Origin of the sequence: Geodermatophilus sp. DSM 45219 (assembly GCF_900104025.1) — a bacterium.
Classification (GTDB): domain Bacteria; phylum Actinomycetota; class Actinomycetes; order Mycobacteriales; family Geodermatophilaceae; genus Geodermatophilus.
Genome location: NZ_FNIQ01000006.1, coordinates 278676 through 294618 on the forward strand (window position 1 = coordinate 278676; position 15943 = coordinate 294618).

Here is a 15943-nt window from a genome sequence, read left to right on the forward strand (position 1 = left end):
CGGTGACCTGCTCTCGCCCCTAGGTTTGCACACAATCTCCGAGGGGGTGTGACGGCTGACACGCTCACTGACGTCCGCTGAGCGGGCGCTGACCACCCTGCGCGGCCTGATCATGGGCGGCGACCTGACCCCCGGTGCCCGCCTGGGCGAGGCCGAGCTGGCCGAGCGGCTCGGGGTCAGCCGGACGCCGGTGCGCGAGGCGCTCTCCCGGCTGGCCGCCGAGGGGCTCGTCGAGATCGTCCCCAACCGCGGCGCCCGCGTGGCCACCTGGACCGTCGCCGAGCTCGAAGGCGTCTTCGACCTGCGGTCCAACCTCGAGCCGAAGCTCACCGCCTTCGCCGTCCCGAACGCCGGCCCCGCCGACGTCGCGGAGCTCGACGACCTCGCCCAGCGGATGCTCGACGCCGGCTGTCCCGGCCCGCGGCAGGACCTCGACGCGCTGGTCCCGCTGAACCGGGCCTTCCACGACAAGCTGGTCGCCCTCGCCGCGCACCCGACGCTGGCCTCCGCGCTGGCCGCGGCGATCCACCCGCCGATCGTGCGCCGCAACTTCCTCACCTACGACGAGGCGTCGCTGCGCCGCAGCCTGGCCCACCACGTCGAGATCGTGGCGGCCATCCGGGCCGGCGACCCCGAGTGGGCCGGCGCCGTCATGACCTCGCACATCGCCAACGCCCGCGCCGTCATGGTCCGGGCCGCCCGCCAGCAGACAGCCCGGGAAGAGGAGTCCGCATGAGCTACCGGCTCGGAGTCGACGTCGGGGGCACCTTCACCGACGTCCTGCTCGTCGACGAGGACAGCGGCGCCACCTGGCGGGCCAAGACCGCCTCCACCCCGGCCGACCAGGCCGTCGGCGTGCTCACCGGCATCGAGAAGGTCTGCGCCGACGCCGGCATCGGCATGAGCGAGGTCGCCCAGGTGCTGCACGGCACCACCGTGGCGACCAACGCGATCCTCGAGGGCAAGGGCGCCACCGTCGGCCTGGTGACCACCAAGGGCTTCCGGCAGGTGCTGCAGATCGCGCGGAGCTTCGTCCCCGGCGGGCTGGCCGGCTGGATCATCTGGCCCAAACCCGAGCCGCTGGCCGACCTGGAGGACACCGTCGAGGTCGACGAGCGGATCGCCAGCGACGGCTCGGTGGTGCGCCCGCTCGACGAGGACGACGTCCGGCGGCAGCTGGGGAAGCTGGCCGGCCGGGGCGTGCAGGCCCTGGCGGTCAGCCTGATCAACTCCTTCGCCGACCCGGCCCACGAGAAGCGGATCGCGGCGATCGCGGCCGAGGTGCTGCCCGGCGTCCCGGTGTCGCTGTCCTCCGACGTGCTGCCCGAGCTGCGTGAGTACGAGCGCACGCTCACCACCGTCGCCAACGGCTACGTGCAGCCGCAGGTCGAGAAGTACGTGCGGCACCTCTCCGCCGGGCTGGGCGAGGGCGGGGTGACCGGCGAGCTGTCCATCCTGCGCAGCGACGGCGGACTGCAGTCGGCCGACGCCGCGGTCGCCGCCCCGGTGACCATGCTGCTGTCCGGCCCGGCCGGCGGGGTCACCGGCGCGGTGTGGGTCGCCGAGCAGTGCGGCCACCGCGACCTGATCACCTTCGACATGGGCGGCACCTCGACCGACGTCGCGCTGGTCCGCGACCTCGACCCGCGGATCGGCCGCGAGACCAAGGTCGGCGACCTGTCGGTGCGGGCCTCCAGCGTCGACGTCCGCACGGTCGGCGCCGGCGGCGGCTCGATCGCCCACGTGCCCCAGCTGACCCGGGCCCTGCGGGTCGGCCCGCAGTCGGCCGGCGCGGACCCCGGCCCGGCCGCCTACGGCAAGGGCGGGGTGGAGCCCACCGTCACCGACGCCGACGTCGTCCTGGGCTACCTGCCCTCCTCGCTGGCCGGCGGGGAGATCACCCTGGACGTCGAGGCGTCCCGGGCCGCGGTGGGCAAGGTCGCCGAGGCCATGGGGCTGGACTCACCGGAGGCGGCGGCCGCCGGGATCGTCGACATCGTCAACGAGAACATGCTCGGCGGCCTGCGGCTGGTCTCGGTGCAGCAGGGCTTCGACCCGCGCGACTTCGCCCTGGTTGCCTTCGGCGGCGCCGGCCCGCTGCACGCCAACGCGCTGGGCCGGCTGACCGGGGCGTGGCCGGTGATCGTCCCGCCCGGGCCCGGGCTGCTGTGCGCGCTCGGCGACGCGACCACCAGCCGGCGCGACGAGTCCGCCCGCACCGTGCTGCGCCGGTTCGGCCGGCTCACCGGTGCGGAGCTGGCGCAGGTCCTGCGCGAGCTGGCCGGCGAGGCGGGCGAGCGGCTCGCGGCCCAGGGGCTGGCGCGCGCGGACCAGACGGTCGGCTACCAGGTCGACGTCCGCTACCACGGCCAGGGCTTCGAGATCCCGGTGACCGTGGACCCGTCGTGGCTGGACGGTGGGGACGCGCTGGCCGAGCTGGGGAAGGCCTTCGACGCCGAGCACGACCGGCTGTTCTCCTTCCTGCTCGACGTCGACCACGAGCTGGTCAACGCCCGCGCCACGGTCACCGGCCCGCGTCCCGACGTCGCCCCGGTCTCCCTCGAACCGGGGGACGGCGACCCGCGGGGCGCCCTGGTCGACGAGCACCCGGTGTACGTCGACGGCGGGCACGCCACCGCGGCGGTCTACGACCGGGCGCGGCTGCGGGCCGGCGACGTCGTCCGCGGGCCGGCGATCGTCACCGAGATGGACTCCACCACCCTCGTCCTGCCCGGCCACCAGGCCACCGTGCACGCGTCGGGCTCGCTGCTGATCACCCCGGAGGCATGACCCATGGCCCGGATCATCGAGACCGCGACCGGCACGCCTCCGCGGGTGGACGTCGACCCGGTGACCCTCGACCTGATCGAGAACGGGCTGCGCAACGCCCGCTACGAGATGGACGAGGTGCTCTTCCGGACGGCGCTGTCACCGGGCATCCGCGAGCAGCACGACGAGTTCCCGCTGATCGGCGACCCCGAGGGGAAGATGGTCGTCGGCCAGTTCGGCCTGTCCGTCCCCGACTTCCTCGAGGGCTTCGACGACACCGTCGAGGAGGGCGACGTCCTGCTGACCAGCGACCCGTACGCCTGCGGGGCGGCGATCAGCCACGCCAACGACTGGCTGCTGGTGCTGCCGGTCTTCCACGAGGGCCGGGTCGTGGGCTGGGCGTCGATGTTCGGGCACATGTCCGACGTGGGCGGCAAGACGCCGTCGTCCATGCCCACCGACGCGCGGACCATCTACGAGGAGGGGGTGGTCATCCCGCCGTTCAAGCTCTACCGCAAGGGCGAGCTGAACGACGACGCGCTGCGGATCATCCTCAACCAGGTCCGCATGCCCGACTGGAACCGCGCGGACCTCAACGGCCTGGTCGCCGCGTGCCGGACCGCCGCCCGGCGGGTGGTGGAGATGTGCCAGCGGTTCGGGACGGCGACCTACCTGTCGGCGCTCGACGCGCTGCTGCAGCGCAACCACGACGCGATGAAGGTGCTGCTGCAGGCGGTGTTCGAGGAGGGCCGCACGCTGTCGTTCACCGACTACATCTGCGACGACGGCGTCGGCAACGGGCCCTACGAGCTGAAGCTCTCGCTGACCCGCACCGGCGAGAAGGTGCACCTGGACTTCACCGGCTCCTCGCCGCAGGCGGCCGGGCCGATCAACTACTACATCAACGAGAACCTGACCCGGATGTTCTTCGGGATCTACATGATCACCGTGGCCGACCCGCAGATCCTCTGGAACGACGGCTTCTACCCGCTGATCGACGTCACGATCCCGGAGGGCTCGTACTGGCGCCCGAAGCACCCGGCCGCGCTGAACGGGCGCAACCACGGCATCGGGCGGGTGTTCGACCTCTTCGGCGGGCTGCTCGGGCAGACCAACCCGGCGCTGCTCAACGCCGCCGGCTTCTCCTCCTCGCCGCACTTCATGTACTCCGGCCACTACTCCGGCGGCGAGCGGAAGGGCGAGTGGTTCCAGCTCTACTCGATCGGCTTCGGCGGCATCCCCGGCCGGCCGCTCGGCGACGGTCCCGACGGGCACTCGCTGTGGCCGAGCTTCGTCAACATCCCCTGCGAGTACCTCGAGTCCTACTACCCGCTGCGCATCGAGAGGTGGGAGACCGTCCCGGACACCGGCGGTCCCGGCCTGCACCGCGGCGGCAACGGCGTCGACGTCGCCTACGTCTTCGAGGAGCCCGGCGAGATCGCGATCCACGACGACCGCTGGCTCACCTACCCGTGGGGCGTGAACGGCGGGCACCCCGGCGCGCGCGGGCGCAAGTGGATCGACCGGGCCGACGGCACCCGCGAGGTGCTGCCCAGCAAGTGCCACGGGGTCGCGGTGGCGCCGGGCGACGTCCTGCACTTCGTCACCTGGGGCGGCGGCGGGTGGGGCGACCCGCTGGAGCGCGACCCCGAGCTGGTGGCGCGGGAGGTGCGCCGCGGGCTGGTCACCGTCCAGGGCGCCGAGCGGTACGGCGTCTGCGTGACCGAGGACGGCGAGGTGGACGCCGAGGCGACCGAGACCGTCCGGGACCAGATGCGCGCGGACCGGCCGGCCGAGCTGCCGGTGTTCGACATGGGGCCGCCGGTGGAGGAGCTGCTGGCCCGCTGCGAGGAGGAGACCGGGCTGCCCGCCCCGAGGCGCCCGGTGTGGGCGGCGACGTGACCGCCCGCCCTCCCCGGCGAGATCGGCGATGTCGTCGCCATCCGGCGCCGATCACCACGAGACCGCCGATCTCGTGGCCACAGGGGCAGTCGCCGTGACCGGGCCGCACGGGTCGGCGTTCTCCGGCCGGGTCGGGTGGGGCCGGCGCCCGGCGCTGCTGGTCATCGACCTGTGCCGCGCCTACACCGACCCGGGCGGGCCGTTCGCCCTGCCCGACCCCGGCCCGGCGGTGGCGGCGACCGCCGACCTGGTCGCGGCCGCGCGGGCCGGCGGGCACCTGGTCGTGTGGACGGCGGTCCGCTACGCCGCGGGCCTGGCCGACGGCGGGCTGTTCGTGCACAAGGTGCCGGCGCTGGCCTGCTTCGTCGAGGACGCCCCCGGCGACTGGGGCGCGCTGACCCTCGAGCCTGGCCCGGGCGAGCCGGTGGTGGTCAAGCAGTACGCCTCGGCGTTCTTCGGCACCTCGCTGGCCTCCACGCTGCACGCCGCGGGGGTGGACACGGTGGTCGTCGCCGGCGTCTCCACCTCGGGCTGCGTGCGGGCCACCGCCACGGACGCGCTGGGCTCCGGCTTCCGCCCGCAGGTGGTGCGCCAGGCCTGTGCCGACCGGACGCCGGCGCTGCACGACGGCAACCTCGCCGACCTCGACGCCAAGTACGCCGACGTCGTCGACCTGCCCGACGCGCTGGCGCACCTGTGAACCCGCTGGTGCACCCCTGATCGCGGCGCCGCCCGGCTGCCACCCCCTGCGCCGGGCGGCGCCGCTCCCACGACGAGGACGAGGACCGTGCCGAAGACCAGTGCGGGGCTGCTGCTGTACCGGCGGCGGGCCGCGGGCGTGGAGGTGCTCGTCGGGCACATGGGCGGACCGTTCTGGGCGCGCAAGGACGCCGGCGGGTGGTCGATCCCCAAGGGCGAGCACGGCCCGGACGAGGAACCGCGGGACGTCGCGCTGCGCGAGTTCGCCGAGGAGCTGGGGTCCCCGGCGCCGGTCGCCGACCTGGTCCCCCTGGGCGAGGTGCGGCAGTCCGGCGGCAAGCGGCTGACCGCCTGGGCGGCCGAGGGCGACCTCGACGCGGCCGCCGCCGTCAGCAACACCTTCTCCCTCGAGTGGCCGCCGCGGTCCGGCCGCGTGCAGGAGTTCCCCGAGATCGACCGCGCCGCCTGGCTGACCGTCGAGGAGGCACGGGCGAAGCTGGTGGTCGGCCAGGTGCCGCTGCTCGACCGGTTGCTCGACGTGATCGATGCGCAACGGTCCGACGAAGACTCGTCCCACTGATCACATCGCCGGTCACCGGGCCGTCATGGGATGGCAGGGTCCCCGGCGGGTGGAGTCGCCGGACTTCCCGAGACCGAGGAGGAAGCCATGGCGTCGTGTGCGAAGTGCGGTGCGTCCCGCCAGTCGGGCCGGTTCTGCATCGGGTGCGGCGCGGCGGTCCCGCCGTCCCCGTCGCCGCGCCCCCGGTCACCGCTGGCCGACGAGCTGACCCAGCCCGTGCTGCGGCTGGACCGGCCGGGCAGGCCCGCCGTCCCGGCGCGCTGAGCGGCCCGGTCCCGGGTCGCGCACCGCGGCCCGGGACGCGCCGGCCGGGTGGCACGTCGACACGTCGACGTGTCGTGATGCGGTTCACAGCTAGCAATACGCTTGCAGGAGTTAGCAGACGGCGGACACGGGGCAAGACTGGAGACGTCAGGTCACCCCGATGTCTGGAGCTCTCCCCGTCATGACCGACAACGCCAAGATCATCAACCAGCTCCGCGCTCTCGTCCTCCTGACGCAGACCGAGGAGCAGGTCGCTCGCACCCGCGTGTCCCAGGCCCGCACCGAGGCCGTCCGCCGCGAGCTGACCCAGAACGCCGACCACGCCGCCGAGCGGACCCGGGCGATCACCGACCAGCTGCGCGCCCTCGGTGGCGTGCCCGACGTCATCACCCCCGTGGTCGGCCGCCTCTCCGCCGTCCTCAAGGCCGGTTTCGAGCAGGCCGAGCCGCTCGAGGAGGCCCTGCTGCAGGACCTCTCCCTCGAGCACCAGCTGCACGACCGCGCGACCTACGTCAAGGTGCTCGCCGAGCAGGCCGAGCTGCCCCGGGTCCGCGCGCTCGCCGAGCGGCTGCAGACCGCGCACGCGGCCACCATCGAGTGGCTGACCGTCGTCCTCGCCGAGGAGGCCATGGGCGGCCCCGCCGCGCTGCAGGCGACCGCCCTGCAGCGGGTCGCCGGCACCGCCGCCCGCGCGGCCAACGCCCCGGTCCGCTTCTGGGCCAACCGGGTCAACGAGGTCGTCGAGACGGTGCACCAGCGCCGTGAGCAGGCCGGCGAGAAGCTGGACGAGGCCGCCGACAAGGCCAGCTCCTTCACCGACGCCGTCCGCGAGACCCTCACCGTCGGCCGCAGCGCCGCGCTGCGCCGGGCCGAGCGCATCGCCCGCCGCGAGGGCAACAAGGACGCCGCGGACGCCGCCCGCGCCGCCCGCGAGGAGCTCGGCGACGTCAGCGCCGACGAGCTGCCGATCAAGGGCTACGACTCGCTGTCCACCCAGGACGCGGTCAAGGCGGTCAAGCAGCTCAGGACCGCGCACGACGTGCGGGTGATCATCCGCTACGAGGAGACCCACAAGGCCCGGACCAGCGTGGTCAACGCCGCGCAGACCCAGGTCGCCTCGCTGGCCAAGGAGGCCGTGGGCGTCGACAGCTGATCGAAGGACCTCCCTGCCCCCCACCGCTCGCAGGCTCGCGGCGGGACCCTGCAGGGAGGCCGCCGTCCTCCTCACCACGCGCAGGTTCGTGGCGAGCCGCTGGACGGGGCCACCGAGGGCCCGCTCCCACCCCGGGAGCGGGCCCTCGCGCTGTCCGGGGCAGGCCGCTGACGTGCGCGGACGGGCGCGGTCGGTCGGGGCTCGCGGGCGCCGGGAGATCTCCGTCGCACCGGGTTTGACCCGCCGACCGCCCCGGGGATGGGATGCCCCATGAGCATCACACCCGAGGCCCTCGAGCAGGAGTTCTCCCTGTCGACGGCCGTCACCCGACTGGACTTCCTCAGCCGGCGCGACTCCGGGGCCACCACGCTGAACACCGTCACCGACGTCGACACCGACGACTGGAGCTCCTTCAAGGACGCCGCGACGTCCCTCGACGTCCCCGAGTCGCTGGAGCTGCTCGCGCTCGGTGAGGTCGTCGCCCGCAAGGCCCGGGACAGCCAGCTGACCGGGTTTCGCGCGGCGCTCCGCGGCGGGGCCTCCTGGGAGCAGGTCGCCGAGGCGCTCGGCGTGCCGGCCGCCGAGGCGTGGGCCCGGTACCACCAGCTCATCGAGCGCCAGGAGCGCTCGCGTGTGCTCGCCACGGACGAGGCCGCGGCCGCCCGCGAGCTCGCCGGCACCCGCCCGCGCTGACCGAGGACCCTCCCGCCCCGCGACCCGCAGGCTCGCAGCGGAGCCCGAGGAGAGCCGTTCCCGCAGGCACCCGGCGCGCACGGCCCGGTTCCGCTCCGGGGGCCGATCCGCTGGACTGGTCCGGCCGGCGTCGTCCCGGGCAGCCGCCCCGGGAGCGCCGGCACGCACGGGGGTCCGAGCAGCCGAGGAGGCACGCGATGAGCACGCCCACCGAGACCGGCGACGTCACCGGCACCAAGGACAAGGACTACAACCTCATCTGGTTCACCGAGCAGTGCCTGAGCAACGCGCTGCGGCTGGAGACCTACATCCAGGACGCCGAACGGGAGGGTGACAGCGAGCTCGCCGAGCTGTTCCGCAAGGCGCAGAGCGACAGCCGCAAGGGTGCCGAGCGGGGCAAGGCCCTGCTCGGCACCCGGATGAGGGGCTGACGAGCGGCGCGGAGGGGCGGACGCCGGACGGCGTCCGCCCCTCCGCGTCCAGCCGGCCGTCCGGCGGTCAGCGCTGCAGCAGCGCGAACGTGGCGACCGCGTGCGCGAGCGCCTCGCCGTCCTGCTCGACGTCGGCCTCGCAGACGGTCAGGTGCGCGCCGCGGGTGCGGAGCCGGCCGCTGACCACCAGCCGGCCCGGCCTGCCGGGGCGCAGGTAGGTGACGGTGAGCTGGCTGGTCGCCGGCACCTCGCCCGCCCCGGTCGTGGTGCGGACCGCCTGGCCCATCGCGGTGTCCACCAGCGTGGCGACCACACCGCCGTGCAGCGTGCCGGCCGGGTTGAGGTGCTCGTCGCGCACCTCGAAGGCGATCCGGGCGCTGCCGTCCCCGGTGTCCTCGACCGCCGCACCGATCCGCTCCGCGAATCCGCCGGGTCCCGTCTGTCCGCTCATGCCGTCGCGCTACCCGGGGCGACGGCGTCCGACGCACCGGTCGGCTCGTGCCGCGGGCCCCGGGGCCCTAGCGTCGACGTCGTGAGCGCCCCGCAGCAGACCCTGGACCGCTGGGCCGACGGCGAGCGGCTGTTCGCCACCGCGCTCGGCCGGCTGACCGACGAGGAGTTCGACCACCCCTCCCTGCTGCCCGGCTGGGATCGGCGGCACGTGGTCGCCCACGTCGCCCGCAACGCCGACGCGCTGGTCAACCTGCTGACCTGGGCGCGCACCGGTGAGGAGACCCCGATGTACCCCTCGGGCGAGGCGCGCGACGCCGGGATCGCCGCGGCCGCCGCGCTGGACCCGCCGGCGCTGCGCACCGAGGTGATCGCCGCGACCGCCCGGTTCGCCGACGCCGTCCGCGGGTTGCCCGCACCGGCCTGGTCGGCGCAGGTGCGCACCATGCAGGGCCGCGCGGTGCCCGCCACGACGATCCCGTGGATGCGCTGCATCGAGGTGGTCGCGCACGCCGTCGACCTCGACGCCGGCGTGGGCTTCGCCGACGTGGCCGAGGACGTCCAGTCGGCGATCTGCGAGGAGGTGCTGGCCTCCTGGGAGCGGCGCGGCGAGACCCCGGACGTCGTCGTCTTCGCCGGCGACCGGGAGTGGGGGAGCGGCGCGGTCGCGGTCTCCGGCCCGCTGCCGGCCGTGACCGGCTGGCTCACCGGCCGCAGCCGGGGCGAGGACCTGACGGCGGACGGCGACCTGCCGGAGCTGCCCCGCTGGATCTGACCCTGCGGCACCCCGGCGGCGTCGGCAGGCTGCGGGGATGCAACCGCTGGTGGGCTGGCTGGTCACGGCGGCCGGGGCCGTCCTCGTCGCCCTGGCCCTGCGCGACATCTTCCACACCCTCTGGCGCCCCACGACGAGCTGCTCCCGCTGGTCGACGTGATGGTGACCAACGGCGGCTGGGGCGGCGTCCTCTCCGCCGTCGAGGCGGGGGTGCCGCTGGTGGTCGCCGGCGCGGACCTGGACCCGAGGTCGCCCGCCGGGTCGCCTGGAGCGGCGTGGGGATCGACCTGCGCACCCGCCGCCCACGGCCGGCCGCCGTCCGGGCCGCGGTGCGGCGGGTCCTCGCCACGCCCGGCATGCGGGGCCGCCGCCGGGCGGCTGGGGGAACGGATGGTCGCGGCCGGGGGCGCGGCGAGCGCGGCGGACGCCGTCGAGCGGGTGCTGGCCGGCCGCTGACCGGAACCCGGCGCGCCGATCTCGTCACCGTCTGTATCAGAACGTCATCGTCTCGTACAGTGCTACGGAGCCCGGCGTCACGGGGGCGCCGGGCTCGCGCCCCGTCCAGGGCACGGCCCGGGGCTTGCGAGGGGTCGGGCGGACGGGGTCCTCCCTCAGCAGAGCCGGGCCAGCAGCGCCCGGGCGAACGCCTCGGCCGCCGGCTCCACGGGCTCCCGCGCCGCCGCGGCCCGCAGCCAGCCGGCCAGCGGGGCGGCGAGGGCGGGGGAGAGCGCGGCGATCCACGCGCCGGTGCCCGCCCGCGCCTCGGCCACGTGCTCGGTGCCGCCACCGGGGGTGTGGGCGACGACCTCGGGCCGGCTGGCCAGCAGGCCGCCGAGCCGCCAGTCGCCGTCCGTCGTCCGTGCGGCGAGCGCCGCCAGCCGGTCGGCCGCCGTCCGCAGCACCTGCTCGGGGTCCATGCCCGGATGGTGCCGGACCCGGCGGTTGCCCGAGGTGGCGCCCCGGGTAGGCCAGGCGCCACCCACCCCGTCCCGGAGCCGCCCGTGGAGTCCTCCGACCGTCCCGTGCCCGAGCTGCAGACCATGCCGCTGGGCCTCTACGACGTCGTGCAGTTCGCGATCCTGGGGGCGGGCTTCGCGCTGCTCGCCTACTTCCTCTACACGCTGATCAGCCGGGACGAGGTGTCCGCCCGGCACCGGCCCTCGTCGTACGCCGCGGTGTGCCTGGCCGCGGTGGCCACGGTGGCCTACGCGCTGCTCTTCCTCGACTGGGACAGCGGCTTCCGGCTCGAGGACGGCGTGTACGTGCCGACCGAGGAGGCCCGGACGACGGAGGGCACCCGCTACATCGACTGGTCGGTCACCGTTCCGCTGCTGGTCGTCGAGCTGCTGGCCGTCTGCTCGGTCGCCGGGGCCGCGGCCCGCCGGCTGCGGCTGAGCACCATGGCCGCGGCCTTCCTGATGATCGCCACCGGCTACCTGGGGGCGCAGGTGCTGGACCAGGGGCGCGACGTGACCGCCCTGGTCGTGTGGGGGCTGGTCAGCACGGCGTTCTTCGGCTACCTCTGCGTGGCGCTCATCGGCGCGGTGCGCCGCTCGCTGCCCACGATGGGCGCCGAGGCGGCCACCAGCCTGCGGAACGCGACGGTCGTGCTGCTGGGCAGTTTCGGCGTCTACCCGCTGGTCTACGCGGTCCCCGTCTTCGCCGAGGTCACCCCGGCGTGGTTCACCGCCATGCAGGTGGCCTACTCCGCGGCCGACGTCGTGGCCAAGATCGGCTTCGGCGTCCTGGTGCACAAGGTCGCCAAGCTGCGCACCGCCGAGGACGTGGCCGCCGGGGTGGACACCCACCCCGAGCCGGTGTGGTCGAGCAACGTGCACAAGAGCGACGGCGTGCTCCCCGAGCTCGGCCGGGTGTCCCCGGCGGTGCTCGACCGGCTGGGACGGGTCGCGCCCCAGCGGCCGGACGGGTCACGGCCGTCGCCCTCCGCGGCCCGCGACCGACCCTGAGCCCCGTGGCCCGGGGGGCGTCGCGGGATCAGCCGGCCGGCTCGCGGCGCATCGGGACGTGCGGGATGCCGTCCTCGACGTAGCCGGGGCCGCTGGTCCGGAAGCCGAACCGCGCGTACCAGCCCGCGAGGTGGGCCTGCGCGCCCATCGTGATCGGGTGGCCCTCGCACAGCGCGATGCCGGCCTCGATCAGCTGCGCGGACAGCCCCCGCCCGCGGTGCGCGGCCGCGGTGGCGACCCGGCCGATCGCGCGGGTGTCGCCGTCGTCGAGCACCCGGATGGTCGCCACGACGCCGTCGTCGCCCTCGAACCACAGGTGCACCGTGGCCGGTTCGACGTCCCGGCCGTCGAGCTCGGGGTAGGGGCACTGCTGCTCGACGACGAACACGTCCACCCGCAGCCGGCACAGTCCGTAGACCTCGGCTCCGGTGAGCTCGGCGAAGCGGGCGGTGCGCATGCGCAGCGGTGCGTCGGTCACGGTGCTGTTCTAGCCGATGGGCCAGGTCCGCCCCGCTGCCGCCCGTGGTACACCTTTGCTGAGGTTTGGCTTGCCTATCTTCTGGAGTTCCTACGTGACCAGGCTCGTGCGGACCACCGCGACCGCCCTGTCCGCCCTCACCGTCGCCGGGGCGCTGGCCGGCTGCGGGGGGAGCGACGCGGAGGCCGCCGAGACGCTGACGGTGTACAGCGCCCAGCACGAGAGCCTGGTCCGCACGATGCTCGAGGGCTTCACCGAGGAGACCGGCATCGCGCTGGAGTTCCGCGACGCCAACGACGCGGAGCTGGCCAACCAGATCGTGCAGGAGGGCGAGGCGTCACCGGCCGACGTCTTCCTCACCGAGAACAGCCCGTCGATCGACGTCCTCGACCGCGAGGGGCTGCTCGCGCCGCTGGACCAGGCGACCCTCGACCAGGTCGGCGAGCAGTACCGGCCCTCGTCGGGGAACTGGACCGGCTTCGCCGCCCGGTCGACCGTGCTGGTGCACAACCCCGCGCAGCTGCCCGCCGCCGAGCTGCCGGCGTCGATCATGGACCTCGCGAACCCCGAGTGGCAGGGCCGCGTCGGCATCGCCGCGGGCGGCGCGGACTTCCAGGCCATCGTCGCCGGCGTCCTCGCGCTGCGCGGGGAGGAGGCCACGCGGGCCTGGCTCGAGGGGCTGGAGCGCAACGCCGACGTCTACCCGAGCAACACCGCGGTGATGGTCGCCGCCGACGAGGGCAAGATCGACGCCGGCGTCATGTACCACTACTACTGGTACCGCGACCAGGCCGAGAACGCGCTCAAGGGCGACGACGCCGAGCTGCACTACTTCCGCAACCAGGACCCGGGCGCCTTCCTGAGCATCTCCGGCGCGGGCGTGCTCGCCTCCAGCGACCAGCCGGAGGAGGCCCAGCGGCTGGTCGCCTACCTCACCTCCCCGGAGGCCCAGCAGCGGCTGGCCGAGAGCACCGCGCTGGAGTACGCCGTCGCGAACGGGGTGGCATCGGCCGAAGTGCTGCCGCCGCTGGAGGAGCTGCAGGCGCCGCCGGTCGACCCGGGCTCGCTCGACCAGCAGCGGGTCACCGAGCTCATGCAGGACGTGGGGCTGCTCTGAGCACCGCCGCGCCTCCCACCCCCGGGACGGCGGTCCGCCCGGCCGTCCCGGGGCGGTCCCGCGCGCCGCTGACCCTGCTGCTCGCCGCGGGAGTCGCGCTGCTGGCGCTGCTGCCGCTGGTGCACGTCGTCGCCGGGCTGGCCGGCGTCGGGTGGCCGGGCGTCCGGGAGCTGGTGGTCCGCCCGCGGGTGGCCGAGCTGCTGTGGAACACCGCGCGGCTGACCGGCGGCACCGTGCTGCTGTGCGCCGTCCTCGGCGTGGGCGCGGCCTGGCTGGTCGAGCGCACCGCCCTGCCCGGACGCCGGGTCTGGCACGTGCTGCTGGTCGCGCCGCTGGCCGTGCCGGCGTTCGTCAACAGCTACGCCTGGATCTCGCTGCTGCCGGGGCTGGACACCTACGGCGGCGCGCTGCTGGTCGTCACGCTGTCCTACTTCCCCTTCGTCTACCTGCCGGTCGTCGCCGCCTTCCGCGGCCTGGACCCGGCCCTGGAGGACACCGCCCGCGGTCTCGGTCTCTCCGGTGCCGCGGTGTTCCGGCGGGTGCAGCTGCCGCAGCTGCGGGTGGCGGTGCTCGGCGGCAGCCTGCTCGTCGCCCTGCACGTGCTGGCCGAGTTCGGCGCGCTGCAGATGCTGCGCTACCCGACCTTCACCACCGCGATCTACGACCAGTACCGGGCGACCTTCAACGGGCCGGGGGCGACCGCCCTGGCCGGCGTCCTGCTGCTGCTGTGCCTGGTGCTGCTGCTCGCCGAGCTGCGGCTGCGGGGCGCGCGCGGGTACGTGCGGACCGGGGCCGGCGTGGCGCGCGCCGGGCGGCCGGTGGGGCTGGGCGCGTGGGCGCCCCCGGCGCTGCTCGCGCTCGGCGGGCTGGTCGCGCTCTCGCTCGCCGTCCCGCTGGGCAGCCTCGCGCTGTGGATGGCGCGCGGATCCTCGACCGCGCTCTCGGTCCCGGCGCTGGTGCAGACCACCGGGACGACGCTCGGGCTGGCCGCGGTCGCCGCAGCCGTCACCACGGCGATGGCGCTGCCCACCGGCCGGCTCGCCGTCCGCGCGCGGGGCCGGGTCGCCACGCTGCTGGAGCGCAGCACCTACCTGGGCAGCTCGGTGCCGGCGATCGTCATCGCGCTCGCGCTGGTCAGCGTCTCCCTGGAGGTGACGCCGTGGCTCTACCAGACGGTGCCGGTGCTGCTGGCCGCCTACGCGGTCCTGTTCCTGCCGCGGGCGGTCGTGCCGGTCCGGGCGGCCTTCGAGCAGGCACCGCCGCTGTACGACGACGTCGCCGCCTCGCTGGGCTCCTCGGCGGCCGACCGGCTGCGGCGGGTGACGCTGCCGCTGCTGGCGCCGGGTCTCGGCGCCGGCGCCGCGCTGGTCTTCCTCGCGGTGGTCACCGAGCTGACCGCCACCCTGCTGCTCGCGCCCACCGGCACCACGACGCTGGCCACCGCCTTCTGGTCGGCCAGCAGCGCGCTGGAGTACGGCGCGGCCGCCCCCTACGCGGTGGTCATGGTGCTGCTCTCGGCGCCGGCCACCGTGCTGCTGTCCCGCGACGCCCGGCGGGGACTGACGACGTGAACCCCCATCGAGGACGGCTGCCATGAGCTCGCTGACGGTCACCGGCGTGACCAAGGCCCACGGCGGGACGCCGGTGCTGACCGGCGTGGACCTGCACGTGCCCGAGGGCAGCTTCACCGCGCTGCTCGGGCCCTCCGGGTGCGGCAAGACGACGCTGCTGCGGCTGGTCGCCGGCTTCGACGACCCCGATGCCGGGACCGTCGAGGTGGGCGGGCGCACCGTGGCCGGCCCGGGCGTCAGCGTGGCCGCGCGCCGCCGCCGGATCGGCTTCGTGCCGCAGGAGGGCGGGTTGTTCCCGCACCTGTCGGTCGCCGGCAACGTCGCCTTCGGGCTGCCGCGGCGGCAGCGCCGGGACGCCGGGCGGGTGGCCTCGCTGCTGGAGCTCGTGGGCCTGGACGCCGCCCTGGCCGAGCGCTCGCCGCACCAGCTCTCCGGCGGGCAGCAGCAGCGGGTCGCGCTGGCCCGGGCGCTGGCACCGGCGCCGTCCCTCGTGCTGCTCGACGAGCCGTTCTCCTCGCTGGACGCGTCGCTGCGCGAGGAGACCCGGCAGGCGGTCGCCGACGCGCTGACCGCGGCCGGCGCCACCGCGGTGCTGGTCACCCACGACCAGGCCGAGGCGCTGTCGATGGCCGACCAGGTGGCGGTGCTGCGCGGCGGCCGGCTGGTGCAGCTGGCCGACCCGCGCACGCTCTACCGCAGCCCGCGGGACCTCGACGTCGCCACGTTCGTGGGGGAGTCGGTGGTGCTGGACGCCGACGTGCGGGCGGGGCGGGCGCACTCGGTGCTCGGCGTGCTGGAGCTGGAGCAGGCCTGCCAGGACGGTCCGGCGCGGGTGCTGCTGCGCCCGGAGCAGCTGCGGCTGGGGCCGGTCTCCGGGGCCGGGCCGCGCGCGCGGGTGCGCGGCGTCGACTTCTTCGGCCACGACGCGAGGGTGCGCCTGGTGCTGCCGTCGGGGGTGGCGTTCAGCGCGCGGCTGGAGGGCCGGGACCTGCCCGCGGCGGGGGACGACGTGACGGTCGGCGTCCTCGGGGCGGCGCTGCCGTTCCCCGAGCCGCGGCTGGACGAGGCCCCGGTGATCGCGTCGAGTTAGGTGT

General features: G+C 75.2%; 19 protein-coding genes. 16 read left to right on the plus strand and 3 right to left on the minus strand.

The features are described from left to right. The first annotated feature begins 88 nt into the window (after positions 1 to 88). From BLR12_RS19650 to BLR12_RS19685, 9 genes are all read left to right on the plus strand, one after another. On the plus strand, positions 89 to 736 hold the full coding sequence (locus tag BLR12_RS19650; protein ID WP_255363664.1) for a GntR family transcriptional regulator: 648 nt from the start codon (positions 89 to 91) through the stop codon (positions 734 to 736). Next, the gene (locus tag BLR12_RS19655; protein ID WP_091381696.1) at positions 733 to 2790 is read left to right on the plus strand and encodes a hydantoinase/oxoprolinase family protein; all 2058 of its coding nucleotides are present in this window, start codon (positions 733 to 735) and stop codon (positions 2788 to 2790) included. The genes BLR12_RS19650 and BLR12_RS19655 overlap by 4 nt, the downstream gene beginning before the upstream one ends. 3 nt (positions 2791 to 2793) lie before the next feature. Continuing rightward, positions 2794 to 4671 (plus strand): hydantoinase B/oxoprolinase family protein, encoded by a 1878-nt coding sequence (locus tag BLR12_RS19660; protein WP_091381698.1) that lies wholly within the window; start codon positions 2794 to 2796, stop codon positions 4669 to 4671. 94 nt (positions 4672 to 4765) lie between these two features. Beyond that, entirely contained in the window at positions 4766 to 5371 is a 606-nt protein-coding gene (locus tag BLR12_RS19665; RefSeq protein WP_218120753.1) for an isochorismatase family protein, read from the plus strand. Positions 5372 to 5458: 87 nt separating this feature from the next. Further along, positions 5459 to 5950 (plus strand): NUDIX hydrolase, encoded by a 492-nt coding sequence (locus BLR12_RS19670; protein WP_091381702.1) that lies wholly within the window; start codon positions 5459 to 5461, stop codon positions 5948 to 5950. Positions 5951 to 6037: 87 nt separating this feature from the next. Further along, complete coding sequence (locus BLR12_RS24710) at positions 6038 to 6214, plus strand: hypothetical protein (RefSeq protein ID WP_176832605.1); 177 nt, start codon at positions 6038 to 6040, stop codon at positions 6212 to 6214. A gap of 181 nt (positions 6215 to 6395) precedes the next feature. After that, complete coding sequence (locus BLR12_RS19675) at positions 6396 to 7367, plus strand: hypothetical protein (RefSeq protein ID WP_091381705.1); 972 nt, start codon at positions 6396 to 6398, stop codon at positions 7365 to 7367. A 270-nt stretch (positions 7368 to 7637) separates the two neighbouring features. Then, positions 7638 to 8060 (plus strand): hypothetical protein, encoded by a 423-nt coding sequence (locus BLR12_RS19680; protein WP_091381707.1) that lies wholly within the window; start codon positions 7638 to 7640, stop codon positions 8058 to 8060. Positions 8061 to 8257: 197 nt separating this feature from the next. Continuing rightward, complete coding sequence (locus tag BLR12_RS19685) at positions 8258 to 8491, plus strand: hypothetical protein (RefSeq protein WP_091381709.1); 234 nt, start codon at positions 8258 to 8260, stop codon at positions 8489 to 8491. A gap of 67 nt (positions 8492 to 8558) precedes the next feature. Here the strand turns inward: BLR12_RS19685 and BLR12_RS19690 are convergent, their stop codons facing one another. Continuing rightward, the gene (locus BLR12_RS19690; RefSeq protein WP_091381711.1) at positions 8559 to 8942 is read right to left on the minus strand and encodes a PaaI family thioesterase; all 384 of its coding nucleotides are present in this window, start codon (positions 8940 to 8942) and stop codon (positions 8559 to 8561) included. An 81-nt stretch (positions 8943 to 9023) separates the two neighbouring features. On the opposite strand from BLR12_RS19690, the gene BLR12_RS19695 reads away from it, so the two are divergent. Genes BLR12_RS19695 through BLR12_RS24715 form a run of 3 tightly spaced genes read left to right on the plus strand, consistent with a single transcriptional unit; the run spans position 9024 to position 10172 of the window. Then, on the plus strand, positions 9024 to 9716 hold the full coding sequence (locus tag BLR12_RS19695) for a maleylpyruvate isomerase family mycothiol-dependent enzyme (RefSeq protein WP_218120754.1): 693 nt from the start codon (positions 9024 to 9026) through the stop codon (positions 9714 to 9716). A 37-nt stretch (positions 9717 to 9753) separates the two neighbouring features. Then, positions 9754 to 9876 (plus strand): hypothetical protein, encoded by a 123-nt coding sequence (locus tag BLR12_RS25365; RefSeq protein WP_255363646.1) that lies wholly within the window; start codon positions 9754 to 9756, stop codon positions 9874 to 9876. After that, entirely contained in the window at positions 9873 to 10172 is a 300-nt protein-coding gene (locus tag BLR12_RS24715; RefSeq protein ID WP_091381713.1) for a hypothetical protein, read from the plus strand. The genes BLR12_RS25365 and BLR12_RS24715 overlap by 4 nt, the downstream gene beginning before the upstream one ends. Before the next feature lie 155 nt (positions 10173 to 10327). On the opposite strand, the gene BLR12_RS19705 is transcribed toward BLR12_RS24715, so the two are convergent. Then, positions 10328 to 10633, minus strand: coding sequence for a hypothetical protein (locus tag BLR12_RS19705; RefSeq protein WP_091381715.1), 306 nt, complete (start codon positions 10631 to 10633; stop codon positions 10328 to 10330). Positions 10634 to 10717: 84 nt separating this feature from the next. Between BLR12_RS19705 and BLR12_RS19710 the strand changes: the two genes are divergently transcribed. Next, entirely contained in the window at positions 10718 to 11683 is a 966-nt protein-coding gene (locus BLR12_RS19710) for a bacteriorhodopsin (protein WP_255363647.1), read from the plus strand. Between the two features lie 28 nt (positions 11684 to 11711). Here BLR12_RS19710 and BLR12_RS19715 read toward each other — a convergent pair whose 3' ends face one another. Next, entirely contained in the window at positions 11712 to 12161 is a 450-nt protein-coding gene (locus BLR12_RS19715) for a GNAT family N-acetyltransferase (protein WP_255363648.1), read from the minus strand. A 94-nt stretch (positions 12162 to 12255) separates the two neighbouring features. Here BLR12_RS19715 and BLR12_RS19720 point away from each other — a divergent pair, with 94 nt between their 5' ends. The 3 genes from BLR12_RS19720 to BLR12_RS19730 all read left to right on the plus strand — a co-directional run bounded on the left by BLR12_RS19720 (position 12256) and on the right by BLR12_RS19730 (position 15939). Beyond that, positions 12256 to 13278 carry an iron ABC transporter substrate-binding protein gene (locus tag BLR12_RS19720; RefSeq protein ID WP_091381719.1) on the plus strand — a complete coding sequence of 341 codons (1023 nt, stop codon included), beginning with the start codon at positions 12256 to 12258 and terminating at the stop codon, positions 13276 to 13278. A 119-nt stretch (positions 13279 to 13397) separates the two neighbouring features. Further along, the gene (locus tag BLR12_RS19725; RefSeq protein ID WP_255363649.1) at positions 13398 to 14849 is read left to right on the plus strand and encodes an ABC transporter permease; all 1452 of its coding nucleotides are present in this window, start codon (positions 13398 to 13400) and stop codon (positions 14847 to 14849) included. A gap of 22 nt (positions 14850 to 14871) precedes the next feature. After that, positions 14872 to 15939 (plus strand): ABC transporter ATP-binding protein, encoded by a 1068-nt coding sequence (locus tag BLR12_RS19730; protein WP_091381721.1) that lies wholly within the window; start codon positions 14872 to 14874, stop codon positions 15937 to 15939. Positions 15940 to 15943: the final 4 nt, after the last annotated feature.

Excerpts from the sequence above, each read along its gene's own strand:
- BLR12_RS24710 (WP_176832605.1), top strand. The coding sequence starts at position 6,038 with ATGGCGTCGTGTGCGAAGTGCGGTGCGTCCCGCCAGTCGGGCCGGTTC.
- BLR12_RS19730 (WP_091381721.1), top strand. The coding sequence starts at position 14,872 with ATGAGCTCGCTGACGGTCACCGGCGTGACCAAGGCCCACGGCGGGACG.
- BLR12_RS25365 (WP_255363646.1), top strand. The coding sequence starts at position 9,754 with ATGCAACCGCTGGTGGGCTGGCTGGTCACGGCGGCCGGGGCCGTCCTC.
- BLR12_RS19675 (WP_091381705.1), top strand. The coding sequence starts at position 6,396 with ATGACCGACAACGCCAAGATCATCAACCAGCTCCGCGCTCTCGTCCTC.
- BLR12_RS19685 (WP_091381709.1), top strand. The coding sequence starts at position 8,258 with ATGAGCACGCCCACCGAGACCGGCGACGTCACCGGCACCAAGGACAAG.
- BLR12_RS19690 (WP_091381711.1), bottom strand. The coding sequence starts at position 8,942 with ATGAGCGGACAGACGGGACCCGGCGGATTCGCGGAGCGGATCGGTGCG.
- BLR12_RS19655 (WP_091381696.1), top strand. The coding sequence starts at position 733 with ATGAGCTACCGGCTCGGAGTCGACGTCGGGGGCACCTTCACCGACGTC.
- BLR12_RS19660 (WP_091381698.1), top strand. The coding sequence starts at position 2,794 with ATGGCCCGGATCATCGAGACCGCGACCGGCACGCCTCCGCGGGTGGAC.
- BLR12_RS19705 (WP_091381715.1), bottom strand. The coding sequence starts at position 10,633 with ATGGACCCCGAGCAGGTGCTGCGGACGGCGGCCGACCGGCTGGCGGCG.
- BLR12_RS19680 (WP_091381707.1), top strand. The coding sequence starts at position 7,638 with ATGAGCATCACACCCGAGGCCCTCGAGCAGGAGTTCTCCCTGTCGACG.